Annotated in this window: 12 protein-coding genes; 5 read left to right on the plus strand and 7 right to left on the minus strand. The window is 33.1% G+C overall.

Annotated features, from left to right (window positions below; translation table 11 throughout):
- Positions 1–9: 9 nt before the first annotated feature.
- The 4 genes from Q0845_RS05595 to Q0845_RS05610 form a co-directional block, all read right to left on the minus strand.
- Entirely contained in the window at positions 10–7,380 is a 7,371-nt protein-coding gene (locus Q0845_RS05595; protein ID WP_298510397.1) for a hypothetical protein, read from the minus strand.
- A 125-nt stretch (positions 7,381–7,505) separates the two neighbouring features.
- Positions 7,506–8,033: a hypothetical protein gene (locus Q0845_RS05600; protein ID WP_298510400.1), complete on the minus strand. Its 528-nt coding sequence runs from the start codon at positions 8,031–8,033 to the stop codon at positions 7,506–7,508.
- A gap of 32 nt (positions 8,034–8,065) precedes the next feature.
- A complete protein-coding gene (locus Q0845_RS05605; protein ID WP_298510403.1) occupies positions 8,066–10,396 on the minus strand; it encodes a hypothetical protein in 2,331 nt (776 codons plus the stop codon).
- A gap of 17 nt (positions 10,397–10,413) precedes the next feature.
- Positions 10,414–12,624: a hypothetical protein gene (locus Q0845_RS05610; RefSeq protein ID WP_298510406.1), complete on the minus strand. Its 2,211-nt coding sequence runs from the start codon at positions 12,622–12,624 to the stop codon at positions 10,414–10,416.
- Between the two features lie 967 nt (positions 12,625–13,591).
- Here Q0845_RS05610 and Q0845_RS05615 point away from each other — a divergent pair.
- The 4 genes from Q0845_RS05615 to Q0845_RS05630 are packed head-to-tail and all read left to right on the plus strand — an operon-like array spanning position 13,592 to position 19,074.
- Positions 13,592–14,614 carry a hypothetical protein gene (locus Q0845_RS05615; protein WP_298510409.1) on the plus strand — a complete coding sequence of 341 codons (1,023 nt, stop codon included), beginning with the start codon at positions 13,592–13,594 and terminating at the stop codon, positions 14,612–14,614.
- 13 nt (positions 14,615–14,627) lie between these two features.
- Positions 14,628–15,773: a glycosyltransferase gene (locus Q0845_RS05620; RefSeq protein WP_298510412.1), complete on the plus strand. Its 1,146-nt coding sequence runs from the start codon at positions 14,628–14,630 to the stop codon at positions 15,771–15,773.
- A 6-nt stretch (positions 15,774–15,779) separates the two neighbouring features.
- A complete protein-coding gene (locus tag Q0845_RS05625; RefSeq protein ID WP_298510415.1) occupies positions 15,780–17,441 on the plus strand; it encodes a GMC family oxidoreductase in 1,662 nt (553 codons plus the stop codon).
- Positions 17,410–19,074: a twitch domain-containing radical SAM protein gene (locus Q0845_RS05630; RefSeq protein ID WP_298510418.1), complete on the plus strand. Its 1,665-nt coding sequence runs from the start codon at positions 17,410–17,412 to the stop codon at positions 19,072–19,074. Before Q0845_RS05625 ends, Q0845_RS05630 begins: the two co-directional genes overlap by 32 nt.
- Before the next feature lie 104 nt (positions 19,075–19,178).
- On the opposite strand, the gene Q0845_RS05635 is transcribed toward Q0845_RS05630, so the two are convergent.
- Positions 19,179–20,129, minus strand: a complete 951-nt coding sequence (locus Q0845_RS05635; protein ID WP_298510420.1) for an aminoglycoside phosphotransferase family protein — start codon at positions 20,127–20,129, stop codon at positions 19,179–19,181.
- A gap of 74 nt (positions 20,130–20,203) precedes the next feature.
- Here Q0845_RS05635 and Q0845_RS05640 point away from each other — a divergent pair, with 74 nt between their 5' ends.
- Entirely contained in the window at positions 20,204–21,526 is a 1,323-nt protein-coding gene (locus Q0845_RS05640; protein ID WP_298510423.1) for a glycosyltransferase, read from the plus strand.
- 41 nt (positions 21,527–21,567) lie between these two features.
- Here the strand turns inward: Q0845_RS05640 and Q0845_RS05645 are convergent, their stop codons facing one another.
- Both Q0845_RS05645 and Q0845_RS05650 read right to left on the minus strand, forming a co-directional pair.
- A complete protein-coding gene (locus Q0845_RS05645; protein ID WP_298510426.1) occupies positions 21,568–22,173 on the minus strand; it encodes a hypothetical protein in 606 nt (201 codons plus the stop codon).
- 121 nt (positions 22,174–22,294) lie between these two features.
- Positions 22,295–23,584, minus strand: a complete 1,290-nt coding sequence (locus tag Q0845_RS05650; protein ID WP_298510429.1) for a hypothetical protein — start codon at positions 23,582–23,584, stop codon at positions 22,295–22,297.
- Positions 23,585–23,591: the final 7 nt, after the last annotated feature.

The following is a 23,591-nucleotide window of genomic DNA, read 5'->3' on the forward strand; positions in this document are numbered from 1 at the left end:
CTTTTGTTTTTATTGAATCTGTAATTCCTGAATAGTTACCGTATCTGCGATTGTGTATTGTCGGCTATTTCCGTCCCAAGTTTTGTAAATAAATCGGAGTGAAATTGTAGAAGCTTCTATTTGTCCACTTGAATGCATGATGAGTGCTTGAGAATAATCTTTAGCATGTAAAACTTTGTAATCTTCCATGATTTCTCCTTCACTGTTTACAACAACAATTGTATTTTGTATTGTATCTAGTGGAATTTTTGGAATATTAAATGGTTCAGGATTACGAATTAATAGTCCAATGGTTTTACCATCTGTTTTATTAACAATTACATTAAATTCTGTGGTTGATGGAGGATCTAATGGTTTGAAACTAAGAACTCCTTCTAAGACTCTATCAAAATGATGTTGGTATTGCGTTTCTAAAGCATTGCTTTGCTCGTCATTCTCTCCTGCTACAATATTGTAAGCCGTCATTACTTCTTCAGCGGTTGCAGTAATTGACACGTCAAAAATTGCAGGCTTCTCGTTATCTTGTCCATCATTTAATAAATAACTTTTCACCTGTTCACTAAAGTCTTTGTAACGTGATGTTTGGAAGACATATTGATGTATTTCCTTATTTTCTAAAAGATCATCATTATTTACTTCAAAAGCATTGTAAAATAGTGCTGTATATAACTTTTGAGGTTTCAATTTTGTTAACGTTACCTCATACGTATATCCTGCAGGAGATAATGGATCTCCAATTTCTAAATTACAGTTAATCACACTACTGTGTTGATTGATATGATTGATCAAATTATTTAACAGTAAAATACCTGCTGGAATATTTGGATCTGTATCACTGTCCCATGATTCATTTTCTGGAACTGGCACTGTTTCATTAGCACTGATTTCTTCAGGTAAAGGATATGGAATTATGACATCGGTAACTGGGTCTTTGATCGCAATATTTAACGCACCTTGTAGTTCATCCATATTATTATATTCTGCCCAAGTATTCAGCATATGATATGCCCATTGTTTGTCAAAGAATAAGTTAATCTTACATTGATTTGCTCCATAGAATATTGGTTTTGCTTGTAATAAGCTACCATCTGCATTCGGGTATGAACGATTGTAATCGATGTACTGTCTTAATGACGTAATAGGATATTGATCTGGATTTTCTCCTTCAGCTATATAATTAACTTCTGGGTGATGTTGGAAATGACCAACTGGACCAACTGTTTTGAATCCATAGTAATAGTTATAAACACCTGGTGTACTTTCTCCATTATCTACTTCATCTTTCAAGGTAAATTTCACATAGTATTTCGTATTTGGACGCCAAACAGGTTGTACTATTTTTTCAATAGCTTCTTCCATGGCTAATTGATCTTCGACAATTGCTGCTTGACTTGGAATTGCTATATTAAACTCATGATTTTCTAGTGTCATCCAACAGATTTCCTGTAAGGTTGTAAAACATTTTGAAGGAGCTATATCATCAAATGTAACTGGACAGATTTCTTCTTTTAAAAGATTAACTCCTGCTTGTGATTTTTCTCCTTCTATTACTTCATATTCTTCGTTCTTGGATCTTCTTTCTAATTCCATTGAAGAAAATTCAAGATTAGTAAAGCCATGACTAACAGCGTATGAATTAAAAATACATGAGTTAAAGTCCGATTTTACAATTCCGGTATACGTTTCTGAAATATCGGTTGTCTCATCAATCATACAAGAAACTACAAAATGTTTTTCAATAGTATTATATCTAATATGTTGGATTAAATTCCTTAAATCTGATAATACCCATGAACTAGTTATGATATGTGAACTAGACTCAGACAGTTTCACTTTGAATATGTATTGTGTATTTCTTACAAATACCTCATCATTATCATGATAGCCTTCAATAAAATTGAGGTTCTTGAACTTTATTTCATTTGAAAATTGTGTTGAAGTGAATTCAAGATTAGTTTCTAATCGTCTTGCGATTGTAATGCAATTTTTACTACCAATTTCCGCTGTAATTAGTAATTTATCACCTTTAATATTATGAATATCAAAGACACTCTTAACACTTAATTCATATACTGAACTGGCAATGATTCTACTTGAATCTATTCTAAAATCTAACAAATAAAATGTATCTGCAGTTTCTACTAAAATACTTGCTCCTACAGTATCTACAAGCGGGCTTATTTTATGAATTATTGTCCTACTATCTACAGGAATACTATCCGAAGAACCAAAATGTACAGCAGTTCCTTGTCCGTCAAATAGCGTTAGACTTATCGTTGCATCTTTGTGATTTGCATAGCTAAAAATTGTATACCTAGAGTTTAATTCCTTCATGTAAGCTGAAGGAAACTTAGTGATATCTTCAACTAGAATGTCATATTTTACATCTTTATTCCAAACAACTTCTAGATCATTTGTGAAGTTAGTTACTTGTAGATTAAATATATTTCCTCCTTGAGTTACAAATTTGTAATCTAACCATCCTTCATTAGTAGCTATTAAATCATCTCCTGAAATTGCTACCGCATTTCTATCTGTAATCATGGAGGAATTTAAGATTTCTCCTTGATCGGTTAGTTTCATTAATACTCTACTATCTAATTCTGTAGGATTTTTGGTAAAGTTTCCATTAGCATAATAATGAATTCCTGATTTATGTAGATCTGGAATTTGTATGGTTACTTTTGAAACTGCTTCTTCGTATGTATTTACAAAATAGTAATTCCTAACTGGCAGAGAACATGCTTCTCCTTTTAAGGCTGCTAGTTCTGCATCCCAAATATCTAATTGTTGTTCTTGAGCAGCAGTTAATATCACCACATCTTCTCCTACAGCATTGTTATACGCTTCTAACCATAACTCCTCAATTTGTAATTCTATCGCATTGATATCATCAGAATTTGGTGTATTAGGTGAAATAACTATTTTACTGATAAACGCTTCTTCATTGACATATGAAACAGCATTTTGAAGTTCGTTTGCTGCTTTAGTTTGCAAGCCAATTTGTTGATATATCGCATTAGGACTTGTATCATTTAACACTGATTTATAGTATCTAATCGTAACTCCTTGCGCATGTGTATTTAAAAGTAGATCAACACGTACAGAAGGTTCTGGTGTCAGTATTTCTAAGCTATTGTAATTATCAAATTCTAATGATTTTGTATATCCATGTGAATTTGAAGCGTTAGATATTCTGAAATTATCATCACTTACAGGAATAAGGCTTCCTTCATCGTCTGCTTCTCCAAAATAGACTCCAACTAAGTTAAATTGAACTCCATTGATGTCATGTGCTTCATACTGCGTTGGCGGATAATATGTAGTTCCAACGTTGTTCGTTAGGAAGTTCATACAATCAAGTCCCCTTTGTTGTGTTTCACAGAATAAATCAGAAGGTCCTATTCCCATTTGTTCAGGAATAAACCAACCTGGCTCTCCTGCTGTTAAGTATGAGAATGGATTTGTCGCTAATAAACGTACTGTATTGTATTGCTTACTAGATTTTTGCCAATATCCTATTCGTAAATGTGATACATCACCGATACCATCTTCTGGTTTTACAACAGCCTGAAATGGATGATACGATTCCCATTCTCCATTTCTATTCAGCGCATTTATTTCAATGCTTTCAATACTATATTTATGTTTTACTTGACGTAATTCTCTTCCGCCTCGTACCACTCTTTGTGGTGGAATTAAATCTACATGATTTGTTGGCGCATTATTATATCCTCCAATAAGTCCTGAAACTGCTCCTGGTAAGAGACCTTTCATCACTTTGAAATCAATAAAAGTATCAACAGGAATTATTTTTGTAATACTATTTGGAAATATTTCTAGCTCTCCATCATTATCAATAACTCCAAGGAAATCTACATCAAAGGCTTCATTGGTGAGCATATGGATTCCTTTTACAGACTGTTCTGTTCTATCTACATGATTATTTCCTCCAATAGGCAATGGTGCAAGAGGATTTCCTGCAAATGGTAATGGAGGAATTGGTGTTCTATTTGGTTCATTATCTCCTCCCCATTTAAGTTTTACAGTGACTCTCTTGCATATTTTTACTATTATTCGAATACAGATACGAAGTCTGAGTTCTGCATATAGTAAGAAAGGTTCTGCTGCTTCACCAGACAGAATAGCGTCTAAGCCAATTGTAAATCCAACAATTTTCCAGAAACTAATACTTATTTGACCTCCCATTGCTATGTATCCTCCAAATTGAGGGCGTTCAAAGCTAATTGCTCCTCCAGCTTCTACATAAGCATATAGATGTACTTTGATTCCGAAGAAATTTCTTCGTAGATCAAATTCAACACGTGCTCCGGCTTCTATTCCTTGTGCGGATAACATTAGGAATGATTGTGCTGTAAGAACTGTTAAGAAACGTGCTGAGATTGGATTTTCTTTTGTTCCGAAATTGATATACCAAGCTGACGGATTGTTAAAGAAGAAACCTGCCTGTACTTCAGCATATAAATCTATGATAAATCCGTTACTAGGCAATTGATAGTCTGCTCCAAACCAAAACTCTAATGAGTTGTCACCAAAAGCGACTCCTGCAAAGAATGGTGGTTCGCTATGATCTAGCATCGCAATACGTTCTCCAAGTACATTGGCTCTACCATCTAGTATAAATACTGATGGTAATGACAGTATTGCCATTAAGCGTGTGGAAAATGTGTAACCATCATCAAACATGGTTCCTAGCACAGTTCCTGCTCCAACTGAGAATGGCATATTATGTTCTCTTTCTGGACCACTGAATTTCATTTGATTGACACCGCGTTCTGGATGTACAAAATATTCATACCAAGTATTTTCTCCAGATACTAAACCGATGGCTTCTTTTTCAGCAACGTAGTTGTATCCTAATAGACCTCCAAAAGCAAAGAAACCTATTCCTGTAGCTGCTAATGGTATTGGTTTAGCCATATCAATCCCTGCTTCTATTAAAAAAGCAGGATGCTTTGGTTGTAAACGCATGGCTGCATTACCTCCTGCTATTTTAGCTTGCGGTAATTGCACCGATACTTCACCTATATATTCTTGACTTTCTCCTGGCTCTGGAATTGTTAACATTCCATGAATAATTGCTAATGCATTGTCTGGATCTTCATTCCCAGGAATGATTAAGTCTATTTCTATTGTTTTTATGTGTAAATAACTATGCCCATTATCTCCATGTTCATCATTATCTACTGTATAATAATATTTTACACCTTCTCCTCTCGCATCAAATCCTAGTGGATCTAAGTTAATTGCTCCATCAAATCCCCAATAATCATATTTACGCATCACTCCGTTATGTTCACGTTGGTGTGAACCGAAATGAATTCCTGAAACTGCTATTTCAATTGGCCCAAGATTTAAAGAAATATTTGTTGGAATAAAACCATTTCCTCCAACGATTTCTATGCTTCCGTTGTCATACATACGTAAATGCGGAAGTACTATTTTTTGTCCATCAAGAATTCTATTCATGATTTCATTATCAAACCATATTTCACAAGCGGTTCCGATAAAGAAATTATCATCATCTTTTCCAATTTCTGCCGATAAGAAATTGATCGTCATAAAATTGAATAAGTTCAATGGAAAACCGCCTGGTAAGAATGAAGCTGTAAGCGAAAAATCTTCTTCACTATACCAATGTCCTTCTAAGTTGATAATTGCTGTTTCATCCGGATTATCAGGATCCTTGAATTTTGGAATTTCAAGACGTGCTTTTAGATTTGATTCTACGACTGATCCATGATGAAATGTTAAATCAAATCGGTTAAAACCTAATCGCCATGCTCTTTCTTCATTTTTTCCAAGTTGAAACCACATGAATTGGTTTGGATCAATGGCACTGATAAACGCATTGTATTCTGCTTCTTTTTGGAATGTGGTTGCCCCTGTATTTGTTAGGATTGTTAATGGATATGCAAATCGTAATGCATACGGTGAATTCAATCCATTTATATGTGTTAGCAACGCAGCTTGATCTGCAATGATTTCTTCGCTACCATTGGATACTACTTTTACAACTGTACCATAATCTATTTGGAAATACTCAGAAAAATAGTCTGTTACTTCTCCTGATTGCTGTACCGCATAGGTTGCTCTCAAAGCAATAGTTCCAGACATTCCTCCTGTACCAATTAACAAACGTTCTCCAGTGATAGCTAGTGTTTGTCCTGTATCTTTTTTAAACCATTTTTTAGGCAGATAAATAGTCGTCACATCTGTATAAATTCCCATGAATTCAGGTGGACGATTGTCTAAATCGGCTTCTATGATGTTTGAATTCCTACTTAAATCAATTTTTAAGTTCTGGATATCTACGATGAGTCCTGTATTTCCTATTTGTGCAGGATAGTTTGTATTTAATACAACATCTAAGTTGTACCCAAAACCTTCTTCGGTATCTGCATAGAATAGTGCTTGTCCAAAAGATAGCATTACTTTTGGATTTCCACCTTCTTCTTCTGGTAATTCCGTTAATGGTTCTCCTGTTAGTGGTTCTACAGTTGGTGGTTCTGATGATGATGGCTCAACACCCGGATATTCACCAAATTCATTGTATACAGGTTTTAGAATGCTTCTTGGGAATTCTATGGCTGCAGATAATAATAATGTAGCTCTTGCCTTGGGAGTAACTATATCTTTGATATATTTCTCTATATTTTGAGAAAGTAAAGATTTAAAATATGTATTTAATTTTCTTTTAGTTGTCTCAAAATCAGAATTCAATATATAAATCCCAAAAGCTATTAATGAACTGTACTCACCTGTATGTCCCTGTAATGATTGTAAAATCTCGGGAATTGCATTTGTTGTATCCGCAGGCAGGGTATAAGTCCAGTCTGGATATACCATTTTGACATCATTTACAAATTGATGTATTTGTTCTATATCTTCTTCAATAGGGTCTACAAACTCATTTATAAATTGTAATATTGCTTTTTCTTCTGAAATATTAAGAGCCTGAAGAGCTGTTTCAAAAATATCTTTAGGAATAAAAGAAAACTCATTCAAATTGAATCTACTTATATACCCTAATATCTTCCATTGATATTCTACAGTAATGGGAAAAGCTGAAATTTGACTACTATCTACATTGGGGTTTAAAACTAAATATATTCCTGTCCCAGGAATTTCTATGTCTAAGCGTTTTTTAGTAACTATCGATAGACTGTAAAAAGCCTCATCTCCATATACACTTTTACTAAATTGTAAATCTTTGTAATGTATATTATCAAATAAATAAACGATCCCGTCTTTTATAAACCCTAACATATCAGGAATATCATCTTCATTTATTAAAGAAGATATTGTAGGGTAATATCTAGAAGCTATGATTGCTGTATTATTTTCTTCGCTTGACATATTTTTATTTCTTTAAATTTTAATCTTTCTATTTTCCTAGAAAAAAACTAACATTAACCACTTAAAACTAAATAGTTAATCAATCAAAAAATTGACATCTCACTTCAATATTTTAGTTGATCTTTTCAGATATTAAACTTTATTCCTAAGTTTTTTTCATTAAATCTTTCCATTTCATTATTGTTAAAAAAGGATGTATCTTCTATTGGTATGTTTTTATCCAAATAACTTCTATTTATGTAATCAACTAATGAGTGCCAGTCCAATACAGTATCGAATTCTGTTCCTATCTTGGATAAATAATAGTGCATGTATATAAAAATGTATGTGTAATTTTCGAAAGCTATAGACAATAGCGATTCTGTAACTTCTCTTCTAGTAAGAAATTTTTCTTTTATTAAAAAATGAAAAATTGTAAAAATTTCAAATAAATTAGTTCCATATGGGTTTACAGCCATATTTCCTGCATATTTATATTGGTAAGTACTGTATTCATTTTTCCCTTTTAAAATCTCTTTTATTTTATTTTCTTTTAAAAAGTTATAAATCACTTCAAATAAATTACTGTTTATTTTAACAAAAGTTTCATCATTTGCTAGCTCTTTTCTATCATTTGTTATAAATTCTATGTATTTGGCTGTAATGTTTTTCATAATTATTTTTAATATTGAAAATCAATTCGTTATTATTTTAAAGTTATATATCTTACTTGACTGGAATTAATAGTTGATTTTTGTATAGATTCTATTATCAATTCTGCCCAATTTTTAGGAGTAATTCCTCCTGGCAACCAAAGAGGGTTTGCCCCTCCTTCATTACCCTTAGGGATATTTGACCATGGTACTTGACTTGGGGTTAAGTCTACTCTTATTATTCTTGCTCCATTTCTCACTTGCCCTACCCAATCATCAGGTCCTGCCACTATCCCCAATTCATCTTGAATTTTTGCTAGATTACCATTTGTTCTATTTAATAGCTGAGTCATTTCATCATATGCAGCTGTAAATTTGCCTCCTGGAGGACCAATTGTAGGGTAGCCAGTAGTTAGCCATGGTGATCCCGCAGGTTCAACTGCTAAAAATGAATATCCATTATCAAATTTTGCAAGGTGAGAATTAATGTAAGATTCTTTTAAATACACTGATGGTTCATGAAAAATACCACTAGCTCTATCTTCTAAAACTCTTCCTACTGTCCAACCTGGTTTAAAAGCATTATTAACAGTGTTTAAATATGCTTCCCACTCTTTTAATACAAGATCTAATTGTGCAAATCCATTTTCCATTAATGGTTTTAATTTTGCTCTTAATTGAGGGGAAAAAGAATCATACTTAGCTTTAAATTGATTCATTGCCGTTCTGTAAGTAACATAGTCATTAACCATACTAGCTATGTTTCTCACACCAAAAAGTCCCAAATGAGCCAAATCTAATATAAGAACTGCTTGTTTGATAGTATTCCAATTCGCAATAAAATCAGGATGATTTTCTTCTAAATAAGCACTTACTGTAGGGTCGCTAAAAACAATACTTCCTGAAAAGGTCACTACTGTAGCAATACTCAAAGCTCCAGTAATAGACATAACAGGAAACTTTAATAACGATGCAGCTCCAGCCTGAAGAGTTACTACGTCTATTGCATGAGAAATAATAGCTGATTGCTGTGCTTCACATAATGCCATTATATATATTCTAGGCAGATACGTGTACTGTAAATTTTCATCATTAGCATCTACAGCCAAATACGATTTCAATAATTTATCCTTAGTATCCAATTTAGATAATTCCTCTCTTCCATTAATGAAATAAAGCTTTACAAGGTCAAAAGGATCTAATCCTGGTTCATTAACATCATAATGAGGATTATTTGCAAATTCCCAATCTCTGTAACAATAATATTTAAAAAATATTTTCCCTAAATCGTTGATTCTTTCAATACCCGATAAATAATTGAATCGTGTCCAAAATTGAGCATCTATATTTAAACTTCCAAGCTTATTATTAAAAAAATAAGTATTTGCTTCTATAGCCAATTTCATAAATAGAAAACGATCGTTTTCATATTCTTCATAAACAGCAACCTCTTGATTTACAACAGAAATAGTATCATACAACTCAAGTGTTTTTTGATACGTTTGAGCTAATGTATCGTAATAATTAAGATATATTGTAGTACTTTCATCTCTAAAAAACTCATCCAAACGTTTTAATAAGCCTGTCGTATCAGATTTTAAATTATTTATTAATCTTATAGCATTTATTTTATTTTCTAGATCTATAAGTCCCAATATTATATCAATAGGCAGGTCTAATGTATCAAAAGACTCTAACAATAAATACATTTGATCTATGTCAAGTTCTTGCTCATATATAGAGGTATCATATTTATGGAATCTTGTATAATCTCCTGCTAACGCTTCTTGGTAAGCAGCAATAAAATTACCTCTCCAACCTATACTTTCATCTCCATATGGAAGTGCTAGAAATGCTTCAAATGCAGATGCAGAATCCTGATCAACAATAATTGTCAATGCATATCTAAACCAACCAGCATACCTCCCTTTATCTTGAAGATTTTCTTTTACTTGTAACTCTAATCTATTTTCACCTTTATATATCGGAAAATTTTCGTAAAAGTCTTTGAATGCAAAGACATATTTCTTGTAACCTCCTACAATATCGACATAACTAAAAACACCTGCTTCTAAATTTTCAGAGGGAATATCTCCCACATTATCAATGCTTTGAAATAGATTTGTAGGTATATGCCTTAACACGTACCCTAGTTCTTTCGCCTTTTCAAAAGTTTCTTTAGCTGTATCATTGGCTACAAGACCTGCTCTCGAAGTCATCAAAGCTATATTGATTATTATATTCTCTGGAGTAACAATTTCTATAGAACCAGAGCTATACCAAGGTCTATTTAAATAATTCCCTGGACCTTGGAAGATAATTTTATGATTATCCTTAATAACTAAGAAGTATTTTAATTTTTCTAAAAATTGAATAGCTGACATAATTATTATAATGTTTTTTACTCTAGATTATCTCCTTCACCACGATTCTCTGCATAAAATTCATAATCAGCATACTCTTTTGTTGCAAAAAATGTTAAGTTCAAAGAATAAATAAAAATTGGAGGAGTTGATAATAAGGTTTGTAATTCTCCATTTATATCTTCATAAAGAATTCCTAGTGAATATTTAAAATAGGTATAATTGTTTAATGAATCCCAATCTTGCACATCTGAATCTTCTTTAAAGTAAAAAGATACATTGTGTGAATCATCAGGAATTATGTTTTTTAATGAATTAAATTCTTCATAAGTAAGCCCTAAACATATGTTGGAGTTATCTGGCTTATCTTTATGGCTTAGAGCTAATAGTTTAACATCAAAAAATCCATTATCATTGATGGCAAAATATTCTGTGTAATAATTTTTATTTCCAAAAACTCCTCTAAAATAATTTTCTTTTTCTAAATCGTTTTTATTTGATTTTATCCAAGATGTTTTTCTTGAAAATATAGAACTTTGATCATTCCACTTTATAACTTCAGTTGTTTTACTCTTTTTAGAAATGAATAAAACTCTATTTTTTTCTATCAATTCAGAGTTCTCATCTGATGGGTTTACATATTTTTTTCCTTTATTAAAGTTTATTGAAGTTTCCAATAAAGATATTCCTGAATAACCGACTAAATTTTCAAGATTTAGTATATGTTTGTTAAAATTAACTATACTCCTTTCATAATGTAAACTTTTATATATTGATTCAATATTGATAATATCAAAAATGCCATCTAGTATATAAAATACTTTTTTATTGATTAAAGGAATATCCTCAACAAAAGAGTAGTTCGTTTTTCTCCCCACATAATTCAAAAACAAACAATTAGATATATTTTTATTTTCAGAATCATCTAAAATATTAGTTATTAAAAATTCTACCGAATTAGAATAACCTATGGTCTCAGAAGTACTAATTAGATATTCAGCATCTAGGAAATTATTATTATGTTCTGATAATAATGTTCCGTGTTTACAATATAATAGTGAGCCATAATCAGCACCATCTATTACTAATTGAATTTCTAATTTATTTTCATTTTCATTCAAGTTATAAACATCATCAAAAATATGAATAGGCCAATCTAAAGTTCCAAAAACTGTTTCCTCGTAACTATCAGGGCTTGCTCCTACTTTAATATTATTGTTATTAGATTCGGAAATTTTATAATCATTATAAAAATTATACGATCTATTACGATTACTCTGAATGTAGATAAATACTCTATTTTTATTTGCAAATCCATTCATCAATTCATAAATGCTACTTTTAATTATTAACGGATTAGAATTTTCTGCGAAGTAAAGTTTTCCCAAATTATTAATATGCAAACCATAAAAAGTGGCAATATCTATAAACTGAACAACTGATTCTTTAAGTAATTTTTTATAAAAAAGATTTGTTACTGTTGTAGTATCTATAAAACAATCAGCTACTCTTGCATAAGCAAGATTTAATTTAAAAGGATGAGAATCATTTTCTATGTAATAATCTCCATTATTTAAAACAATATCTATTCCCATTTCTCCGCTTACAGTTGCAAGGTGTGTTCCCATAGGAATTAATGGAAGTTCAAAAGCGGTATTTTCATTTTCTTGAGCTTGCGCTTCATCAGTATAAGTAACAATTTTGAAAAAATAGTGATCAATAAGATCATTATCATTCTGATCATTATCATTTTCAGGATAACCAATATATTTAGCATAAAAATTAGGTGCTTCTCCTCCATTTCCAACATCATAAAATTTCTCATATTCTTCCCATACATAATTTACCAAACCTGTTGCAGTATCTCCTTTGGGTGCAAATTTGTTTCCTACAATAAAATCACTTTTATCCAAACCTCTATATATTATATATTTAATAGAAAGGTTTGAAATTGGCTGCTTGAAAGGTTTTAAAATTAAGTTTATTTTATTAATGTTCCCTAGCTGTGGTTGAATAAAGATCGTGCCTTTACATATAGAATAGATTTTTTTTGTTTCACTTATGGTGAAACTATTTGTAATCTTAAATTTACTTTCTGATACTGGTCCAAATTTTTGAATATCAGATTGATTAAAATTAGAATCTTCAATAAAAAAGTGAGATCTACAATGAGCTCTATTAACTCTATCTCGCCCATAAGATAGATCTGGTGTAATATGATATTGATTATTTTCTAAAATATTTGGCATAACTTTTTATTTTGATTTGTATTGAAAATGTATTAGTATTCTAGGCAATTTATATTTTAGACAAATAGAGTTAAATTTTGCAAACACAATACTTTTCCTTGCAAAAAGCGTACGTGCTTTTGCATGTTTCATCAGATATTTTCAACTGTAAAGATTAGGTATCTTTAGGGGTAAGGGTTATTATTCTGTATCGAATATATGTAAAAAACTTTAAACATATTAAAATATTGCATAAGCGTAACAAATAATTAACAAATGTTGCTACTTTCATATATTTTATGTTAATAATCCATTGATTTTAGTTTCTACCAAGTTATTCCCTTTTTTCAATAATTCTAAAAATCATCATTAATGATGTATCTAATTTGAGCATATACTTTTATATTTCAAACCGATAATGAGTTAACCTCTTATATCTTTTAGGCAACTGTTCTTTTTTAAACTTATTCATCACAAATGTATTAGATAGCAATATATTTTCAAGAGTAAAATATACTTTCTCCCTGTAGTTGCAGTACTTCAAAAGCTATTCTTCTTAGCAGCATCATAAAATAAGATTCCCCACTCATGTAAAGTAAAATAGGTGTTTCTACGTGTAGTAATTATTATACATTTTTATTAGCTTAGCTATGTTAATTTTCTAAAACTAGAGAACAACTTTTTAATTCCCACAAAATCAGAATATTACATTTTTAGTCATAAAAGACCATAACGTTCTTTGGTTACCGTAACATAAAAGAAGATTGTAGAAATCTGAGTGAAATTATAATGAAAATAACGAATAAAGTTAGTTGTAAAATCTCTAATTTTAAACATCATTTTTCTACAACTACACGAATGTATTACAAATAGAAGTTTCATGTAGCAATCATTTTTGTTCAACATACAAAAACTGCTTTACATAAAATATTTTTATAATCGACAGAAATTATACTGTCCTACCTTTTATTAACCTTTACTAAAAATTATGAGTACTAACCCAACTACAAAATTTATCAGCACGCTGGAGCAAACTCCAACGATTGCTGGTGATTTGAACGCAAACTTAAAGCGTTTGAAAAACAATCTCGATGATATCATTAAGGTTTTAGGGTATTCTAAAACAATCGATGATAATCTTACGAAGCTCGACGAGTATTTAACAGAAGCTAACCAATTACTTACTTTTGTTTCAGTAATTCCGCAAATAAGACCGGCAGCTACAACTATGAAACAAGCAATATCTGTGCTGCAGCCACAAGTAAAATCGGCAAAAAAAGCTGCTGATAGTATTGAATCTGTAGTGAAACCATTGCGTGAAGCATTACAAAAATTAGATCCTGTTTTACAAAAGTTAATTGATGTAACACAAGAGATACAGGATACTTCTCAGAAATTCTACGATACATTTACAGCAGTATACAAATGTGTAGAAAGCCTTCCAGATGGCAGTGCAAAAGAAAAATCGATTGATTACCTTAACAGCTTTTCTAAAGATGCAGAACCTATAGTTTCTGCTTTAAATACTGCAATGTCTGAAGCCAATTCTGCAATCAATAGCTTCTATAATGAACTTGAAAAAATCAAAGAAGCATTGAATCCATTAAATGCTATCAATGATGCTATTAATGATATCTTAAGTGCTCTTGATCCAATAATGAACTTACTTAAAGAATTGGAAAATAAACTAAAAGATATTACAATTCCAGTGCTAATACCATATCCACATGAGGTTAGTTTATATGATATCTTTAAGTTTTTCGAAAGTGTAGCAGAATTGATCGACAAAGCATTTAGTTTCGTTCAAGACTTAGTGAATGACCTTATTAGCAAAATACTAAATATCAACCTTGAGATTCCTGGGCTTTCAGACATTTTTAATATTCATATCAATGTTCCAAGCATTCCTGACTTCAGCAAATATCTTAAGGAACTTGAAGATGCAATTAAACAAATAACAGATCTATTTGATAAATTTAGCTTGAAATGCCCGCCAGATAGCAAGGGTTAAAAAGCTAAACCATATGAGCAAAACTCGAATACTGTTTTTACCGCTTAGCAACGTATTGGGTCATTTGACCCGTACGTTTTCGCTTGCTGAAAAACTGTTAGAATATAATATTGATGTACATATTGCTTGCGATATGTATTATTCAAATTTATTACAAGTACTACCTGAAGGTATTTCTATTCACACAACCATAGAAATGCCTCCAAGTAGTTCTCGTTCTTTTGGCGCTATCAAAGCTTTTGGTAATACAAAAGAAGACGATCTATTAAATCTTGAAAATGCTAACAATCTAAGTTCAGAAGCACTTACAGTACGAAGTGAATATTTGAAAAAAATGATGACGCATGACGAAAAGTTAATCGAGCGTTTACAGCCAGATATGATTGTAACTGATTACCGATTTACAGTGACAATGCTATCAAAAACTCCAATTCATCGTGTTTTTCATATTTCTAATATTCTTGGTTTTCTTTCGTTTTACCACAGAATTAGAGGTACATTTTTTTCACCTTTAGATACTGGAAATATTTTAGTGCCTGGCATTCCCGAAATAGAATTCACTAATGACAAAACAACTCTAGAAAACCCAAACATCAATTGGTGTGGTCATTTTTCTTGGCAAGGTTGGAAACGATTGTATAAAGATGCAATTGCTCTCAGTGAAGTTGCTATTTTTCTTTGCTTTGGAAGTACTGGAAATGGTCCGAATTTAGTGCCTTGGCTTGTTGAAAATATTGATAAAAATCATAGCTTACTAATGGTTTCTGATAGTGATTATCAAATACAACCGCAAGAGAATTTGCATGCTGTCAAATTTGGATATTTGGAAGAATGCCTCAAAAAAAGTAAGATTGTTTGTTGTCATGGCGGACATGGAACAGTGATGGAATGCATACTTCATGAAACTCCCATGCTGATATTTCCTAACAATTTGGAACAATTAGAAATTGGCAAACACATCGAAAAATTAGGATTAGGAATTTTAATGAATAAACCGCAAGCATCCATCACAACAGCATATTTGAATGATACGATTGAAGGTTTACTTTCAAACACAACCATAAAAAAACGGTTAGCTCAGTATGCTAAAATACTCAAACAATACAATGGACTTGACAAAGCAGCTTCGATACTATTAGCAGCTTTGGAAAACAACTAACAATATATGAATGTAGAAACATACGCACCTAAAAACCCCGAAAAAGAATATTGGGATGTCATTGTTATAGGAACAGGTATGGGCGGAGCTACGATGGGTTATGAACTCAGTCAACTCGGCAAACGTGTATTGTTTGTTGAAAAAGGAAAACATGTACAAGCCGTACACTTTGTAAATGGAGAAATTCCCGCAGGAATTGATGAAACACAAGCTCGACTCATTAAAGGTCGTTGGCCACACAAATTGGAAGGAGAAACATCGTTTGGAAAAACAAATTTCTTTGGACCTGTAGGTTGTGGTACCGGCGGATCAACCATTTTATATGGAGCACAACTAGAACGCTTTCAACCCGCAGATTTTACACCTAAAAAATACTTTAAGAATATTGGCGACTCTACTATTCCTGATAAATGGCCAATAAACTACAACGATTTTATTCCGTACTACCGAAAGGCAGAAGCACATATGAAAATTTGTGGTACGCAAGATCGTTTGAATCCTGATGCAGAAGCACCTTTACTAAAAGCTCCTGCGCTTAGCGAACGTGATGAGTTTATTTTTTCTTCCATGCAAAATGCCGGATTACATCCGTACCGCTCACATGTAGGATATCACAATTCCGATAAATGTTGGGAATGTCTAGATTTATGTTTTAGAGGTTGTAAAAGTGATGCAGGCACTCGATCCTTATTGCCGGCTTTGTTTGAATACAACGCTAAAATTTTAACGGAATGTGAAGTTGTTCGTTTAGAAGCAGATGCAAAGAGTGTACAAAACATTCATGCTATAAAAGATGGAAAAACCCTAAAACTTCAAGCAAAAATAGTTGTATTGGCCGCTGGAGCATATGCAACACCAAGCATACTACTAAGTTCTACTTCCGATGATTGGAAACACGGTTTGGCAAATGGTTCAGGCATGGTTGGGCGTAATTTAATGCTTCACACCAGTGATTTTATCATGGTAAATCAGAAGAAAAAACGAGATGCTACTGGTCCCATAAAATCGATTACGATGAACGATTTTTATATTCATAATGGAGAAAAACTAGGTACATTTCAATCGGTTGGTTTAAAAGCAATTCCGCCTATTATTTTAAGCTATTTACGCTATGTTGAAGAAAAAGATCCGAGTTGGTTTCGAAGAAAAACCAGCTTTTTATTACCAAAAATTTCAAAAATAGCAAGCAAATACTTCCATAAAAGTGCTGCGTTTAGCACCATTGTAGAAGATCTTCCTTATTTACACAATCGCGTAGAACTTGATCCGAATACTGCAAATGGTTTTCGAATCCATTATACATATTCAAAAGAATTAAAACAACGCACAAAAAAGCTCCGGAAACTGATTGCAAAGTCACTTTCGCCAAACTTAAAAACCACCGTTGTTACAGGAACTAAAAACAATATCAATTTTGGTCATGTGTGTGGTACATGCCGATTTGGAAATGATCCGAAAACAAGCGTTTTAAATGCTGATAACAGAGCACACGAAGTAGACAATCTATATATTGTAGATGCTTCCTTTTTTCCATCGAGCTCTGGTACAAATCCAAGTCTCACTATTGCCGCCAACGCCATTCGCGTAAGTGAAATTATTAACAAACAACTTGACAAAAAGCAGTACGAATTACATCATGATAGATCAAAAGACACTCAAAGAATATAATGAATTTCGAAATGGAGCTTCGCTGCATACACTGTGTCCAGCGCCTTCCATGAACTTGCATTTCTCTCAATTGGGAATTGTAACAGCTTGTTGTTTTAATCGAACGAAAGTAATGGGCGTTTATCCTAAACATTCTTTGGATGAGATTTGGAATAGTGATGAAGCTCAAAAAATGCGAGAAGAATTGCAAGCAGGGAAATTTCCAATTGGTTGCGAAAAATGTCGAGAACAAATTCTATCAAAAGATTTTGGCGGATCGCATGCAAATTTTTACAGTCAACAAGCCAAATATTTCAGAATTACGAGAGCTAAAAGAAATGCAGAATCTGGTATAGAATTAGCTTCAAATGTATTACCGATGAAATTGGAATTCAACATTCACAACAATTGTAATTTACAATGCATTATGTGTCACGGATTGGCTTCGTCTTCTATTCGTGTACATCGAGAAGGTTTACCAGCGATGCCAAATCCGTATGATGATGCTTTTGTGGAACAATTAAAAGTTTATTTACCACAAGTTGTAGAAACTGATTTTATGGGTGGTGAACCGTTTATGATCGGCGCCTATAAAAGTATTTGGAAAGCCATTAGCGAAGTAAATCCTAAAATTAAAACCTGTATTTTAACCAATGCAACCATTCTGAATGATGCTATAAAATCGCTCTTGGAAAGTTTTAATTGTTGGATTCACATTTCCATAGATTCTTTCAAAAAGGAAACCTACGAAACCATTCGCAAAGGTGCTTCTTTTGAAGAAGTAATGGAAAATTCCAACTATTTCAATCAATTGATGAAAGCCAGAGGACTCAATCTTGTTTGGCGCTATTGTCCAATGCGCATCAACTGGCATGAACTTCCAGACACAGTGCGTTATTGTACAGAACAGGATATCAAATTATTTTTCAATCAGGTTGATTCGCCTATTAACATGTCGTTGACGACTTTACCTGTAGAAGAACTTCAAAAAGTAATTGATACCTTAAAAGCTGAAGAACCAAAGTTGCCAACCACAGAAGTTGCTTTAGAAAATCTTAAAAATTATAGAGAACTCATTTTCCGATTGAGTGGTTATCTTACACAAACCAATCGAAGCAATGCATTGCAATCAAGACTTCAGGCGGCTTCAGCGGTTGTTGGTCAATATACTGCAAAGCGTGAAAATGCGATAAAAAAACGTAAAAATCGAGACGAATTAAACGAACAATTATCGCCTATTTTTAGAGGTTATTTTATCAATCGATTGAATGTAGAACAAGCAGAAAAAGCCAAAACTACCATTGAGCAAACTGCGTACGATTTGCTTTTGTCTTCTCACAAAAATGTGATCGATATGACGGCAGAAGTTAGTATTCCTGAGTTTTTAGAAATCTATATAAAAGAACTAGCGCGTGTAGTTTCAGGAATTTGGGGTGTGACCAAAGCACACAATCGCGAATTATTTAAACAAATTGATGATTTTATTACAACTATTTCAGAAGATAATTATTCTGCGAGATTGGTTGACAAAAAATACATTCTTGGCATATCGCTATTAAAAACTTATGAAAAGATTGCTACGGCAACTTCTGTATCGAGTACTTTAGAAGAATTATTTGTCTTGCAAAAACGTGATGAGATCACTCAAAATTAAATTTTAGATCATCCCTTTCAGCAAGATGAGTTCAGCTTTCAAATTCAAATTCAACTTTCAATTTCGATTTCAACTTCAACTTCAACTTCAACTTCAACTTCAAACTAAGTTTCTCTAAACAATCGATAATGCGAAATTCTGTCGGCAACTTCTAAGGTTTGCTTGCCTTCATGAGTGTTTCCTAATTCTAACAATGTGATTCCTATCATCAATCTCCCCAAAAATCCCCATTGCCAAATGGACGTTTTATCAACACCAGTTAATTCATGAACCCAATGGCAACGTGCCAAAAGCAATTCCAATGTATTTCCTCGGAGTAAACCGTCACTCCAATCGCGCATAATGCAGATTAAATCATAAGCTTTATCAGCATATATTCCATCAGGATCTATAAGCTTATACGTGTCATTTTCGGTTTCCATCAAATTAAAACCATGTGCATCTCCATGTGCCAACACACAGTTCTCTGGATCGTACGCTTCCATGCGTGCTTGTGCATATTCAATGGCTAATTGCAGTGTTTGTTCGGAAAATGGTTTGTGAAGTGTGCTCCATTTTTGCTTCACAATTTCTTTCATTTCCAAGGCTTTTTGAGCCGCAGTTGGCAACGGAACCATAATATTTGGTCGTACCCAAGCTTTCGTCAATACCTTACAAATTGTTACGATATGTTCGTCAATCGTTTTTGAAGTGCCACTTAAAGGTGTTCCTAATCTTTCTAATAAAATGGCTTCCTTAGAAAAGTCAACTTCGTACAAATTCACGTATCCATTTCCTTTTGCGACTCTGAGTACCAAAGCTTCTGTCCAAATATTACTGCCTGGTAAGGCAATCTTTAATACTGCTTCTTGTCCGTTTTCGCGAGTTGCTTCAATAATAAGGCTAGCGGTTCCTCCTTTTAACACCTTTCCAAGCGTTAATTTCCACTGCGCTGCAAGTTCCGCTACTGTTCGATCTAAATTGAACGAAACCACTGCTTCTTTTTCAAGCAACTGAAGTGTTTTTAGTTGCGCAATTTTTGGTAATTTGTTGAAGTAGTAACCGTATGCTTCCAATTTTTTTTATTTATCTTTATGAAATAACTTAACACTTTTGCTTGAATTAAGCAACTTTAGTTCAAGGATATTTTATGACAATTTCTATAGAAGTCCCTGTCTTCAAAGGGGAATTTTTACAACAATGTATCGATTCAGTACTCCGTCAAACGAGTGACGCGTGGCAACTATCACTAGTGTGGGATGGCGGCGATGCACTTTCGCATGAAATTCTTAAAAAGATAGAAACTACGAATCATCCTAAGATCCGTGTTTTTTTTAACGAAAATCAAGGAATTGCCAAAGCGAGAGCATTTCTTAGTAGCCAAAATGATAAAGCGTATATATTGCCTTTAGATGATGACGATGAATTGGCGCCGCATGCAGTAGAATGTTTTATAGAAGCCGCAAAAGCAACTCCTTGGGCGAGTTTGATACGTGGAAAACGTGGATTTATCAATCAGGAAAGTAACATTGTAGAAAAAACACAGTGGTTTCCATTTGGTCCACGCACATATTTTAAAGGAATGGTGACAGATGTTTTTAATCAGGCGCAACCGTATTTGATTCGAAAAAGTGCTTACAATAAAACGTTGGGCTGGCGCGGGTTCGACGATTTTATGCAAGCTGGAGAAGATTGCGATATTTTTTTGCAAGTAGAAGAAGTTGCGCATTTTGAATTGGTAGATGAAATTCTTTATTACTACCGAATACATGACGATCGTGCGAGTAACGAATTGACTTCTGCCGCAGCTTTTGAAATGTGGAGACGATTGGCTGATGACGCCGTACAACGTATGGAATTACCATTGATTCGGACCAATGAAGCACCTCCATTTACGTTTATTGAAAAGGAACCTATCAACAAAACAATAAAAGATATTGCGTTTATTGTGCAGCATAAAAGTCCGCAAATACAGCAATTGAAAGCGATAGGTATTGACGGAAATTCTATTATTGAAACACAAGCAAATGCTGCTTCTTGGCGAATGGAAGGTTTTCAAGTTTCTCGTAAAAAGTTAGTTTGTTTTGTAAAAGATACGGTCACGATCCACGATATAGCTTCACTCACGGAGATGATTGCTATTTTAAATGAAACGAATGCAGACATCATCGCGCCAAGCAAAAAAATATTGGAACAGAAATATAAAAAAAGTCCGTGGTTGCATGATGATTTTCTTTTAGTGAAAAGAACAGTATTGTTAGCTACGACTGGATTTGATCATGATTTTATTCCAGAAAACTTACAAGGAATTGACTTTTGCATTCAAGCGAGACGTAGAGATTTTAGCTGTTATGAAGCCACTATTTCCGGTATTACACATGCAGAAACTACTAAGAATATATTGCAAGAAAACGATTTGACTCCATTAAAAACAAAATGGTATAGTCATCCTGAGCTGATCAGTTTTATTTAGGGTTTTACTGTAAATTCGAGTAGATCATAGGTAGCTCAAGTTTACTTTTTTATATCAAGTATTGCTGCTGCATCTTTGTAATAATCCATCAACTGTTGTTCTCGTGCCACAAGTTCTCTCATACGGTAAGACATTAATTCTAGATTTGATTTTGCGTACTTGTCTGTATTTACATCCTTTGAGTTAAATAATTCAAACATCTCCATGCCAGGTTTAAATGCCACTTCTTGTTGTTTGTACACTTTAGAGAGTACAAACAGTTTGTCATACTCAATATTCACTATAAGCGGATGCGATTTTGCAATATCCCAAGCATCATTGGCTGGTGATTTTCCCATAAAACTTCCTTTGGTGAGCAATCTTTCAAAAAAGATGAATTTGTCTTTTTTAAATTCTGCTATAAACACTTCATCCGTTGAAAGTTCTTTTAATTTTTCAGCTATTTTTTGATGATACGGACCCCATTCATTCAATATGATTAGATTGTCCTTTACTTCAGATTTGATCTTACTTAATAGTTCTTCGGAAGCTTTTTTATTCTTGCCTTCTTCAATTCTTTCACTTAAATAGATACCGAGTACCACACTAAATACAATTAAGATAAATTGAACTATAGTCCCTTTGATGTCAATACTTTTTCCTGCCATTATTCAAATTACTTTTATCGTTGATCACATTTAGTTAGAAACTAAAAGTAACAGAATTTTATATAAATCACATGAAGAAACTTGATTTTTGACTAAAACCTTGTCTCCTCACACATCTATATTACTCTACTTGTAGCAATGAATTGAATAGTGCTGCTGGAGATGGCGCACGTGTATAGGCTTTCATAAGCCTTTCTTTTTGTTTTGTGTGATCGTTTACAAAATCAGCCAATCCTTCTAACGTTATTTTTTGGGTTTGATCAAAATAATTAGGTTCCCAACCTTGATAATACCACGCAATGACACGTTCGTATAAGTTTGAAACCGAACGCGCCAAATGTCCTTTGTCAAAAAGTATGACCGATTTTCCATTCCACAATTGAATTAATATGGTATGTGACACCACATTCCAGTAAAAAGTATATTCTGCCGTGAGCAGTAACGACATGACACGATCAAAAGCGCCAAAGTTGAACAAACATATATTTTCATTTGGAGTAGTACTCATAGAACGCAACATATTGATTAATGCGCTTGGTCCCAAAAAGATCATTTTTCGACCTAAATTTGCTCCTTGCGTGAGTAAGTTCCAAACCATTGCCACAAACTTTCCTGCGCCTACATGCATGGTTTGTGTTTGAAAATCGACCTCAGAAATGATAAACATCCAATGCGGTTTGTCTTTTGATGAAAGTGATTGAAGTTCGGCAGGAATCACCAATTTTTCATTAAAGAAGCTTTTGTTTTTTTCATCCGATGGAAACGCGGCAATTCCCTTCATGTCTGTATACGTAGGATATAGATGTGGAAATGCTCGCAAAAAGGAATTCGCGGCCGCTAACTCGGTATGTAATTTTTGATCTGCTTGCCGTTTTAAACCTATCAAATGTTCGTTGGAACCTGTAGGAATGTCTATGGAAATAATTTCTTTCAATCCTTTTGGCGACCATTCTGAGACCAATCCTAAAAACGGATCGGCAGTAACTACTTGTATTTTTTGATCTGTAGCTGCTTGACATACGCGCTCCAAAGCTTCATTTGTCAATAAATTATGTACTGGAATTAAATAACCTGCAGCAAATACAAGTACATCAGGTTGGTATGTTTTTAAGGAATTTAAGACATCTTCTTCGGTCGTCCAAAGGTCAATATTTTGGGGAAGAATATTTTTATTCTTTTCATACAATCGCGCACTTAATAATACTTTGGATTTTCTAAAATAGTTCTGTCCAGAAACCAAATACATAATCGTAGTGAGTTCGCCATAATCATTATCTAATACAAATAAAACTTTCGGCACTTCATCTTCATTATTTTCTGTATTCGAGCAGGTAATTTGGGTTAATTCTTGTAACCAAGCTCTCATTGCTTCCGATATATCTGATGCTACATCATTCCAGTTATCTACCATAGTATTC

Source organism: uncultured Kordia sp., assembly GCF_947489565.1.
Classification (GTDB): domain Bacteria; phylum Bacteroidota; class Bacteroidia; order Flavobacteriales; family Flavobacteriaceae; genus Kordia.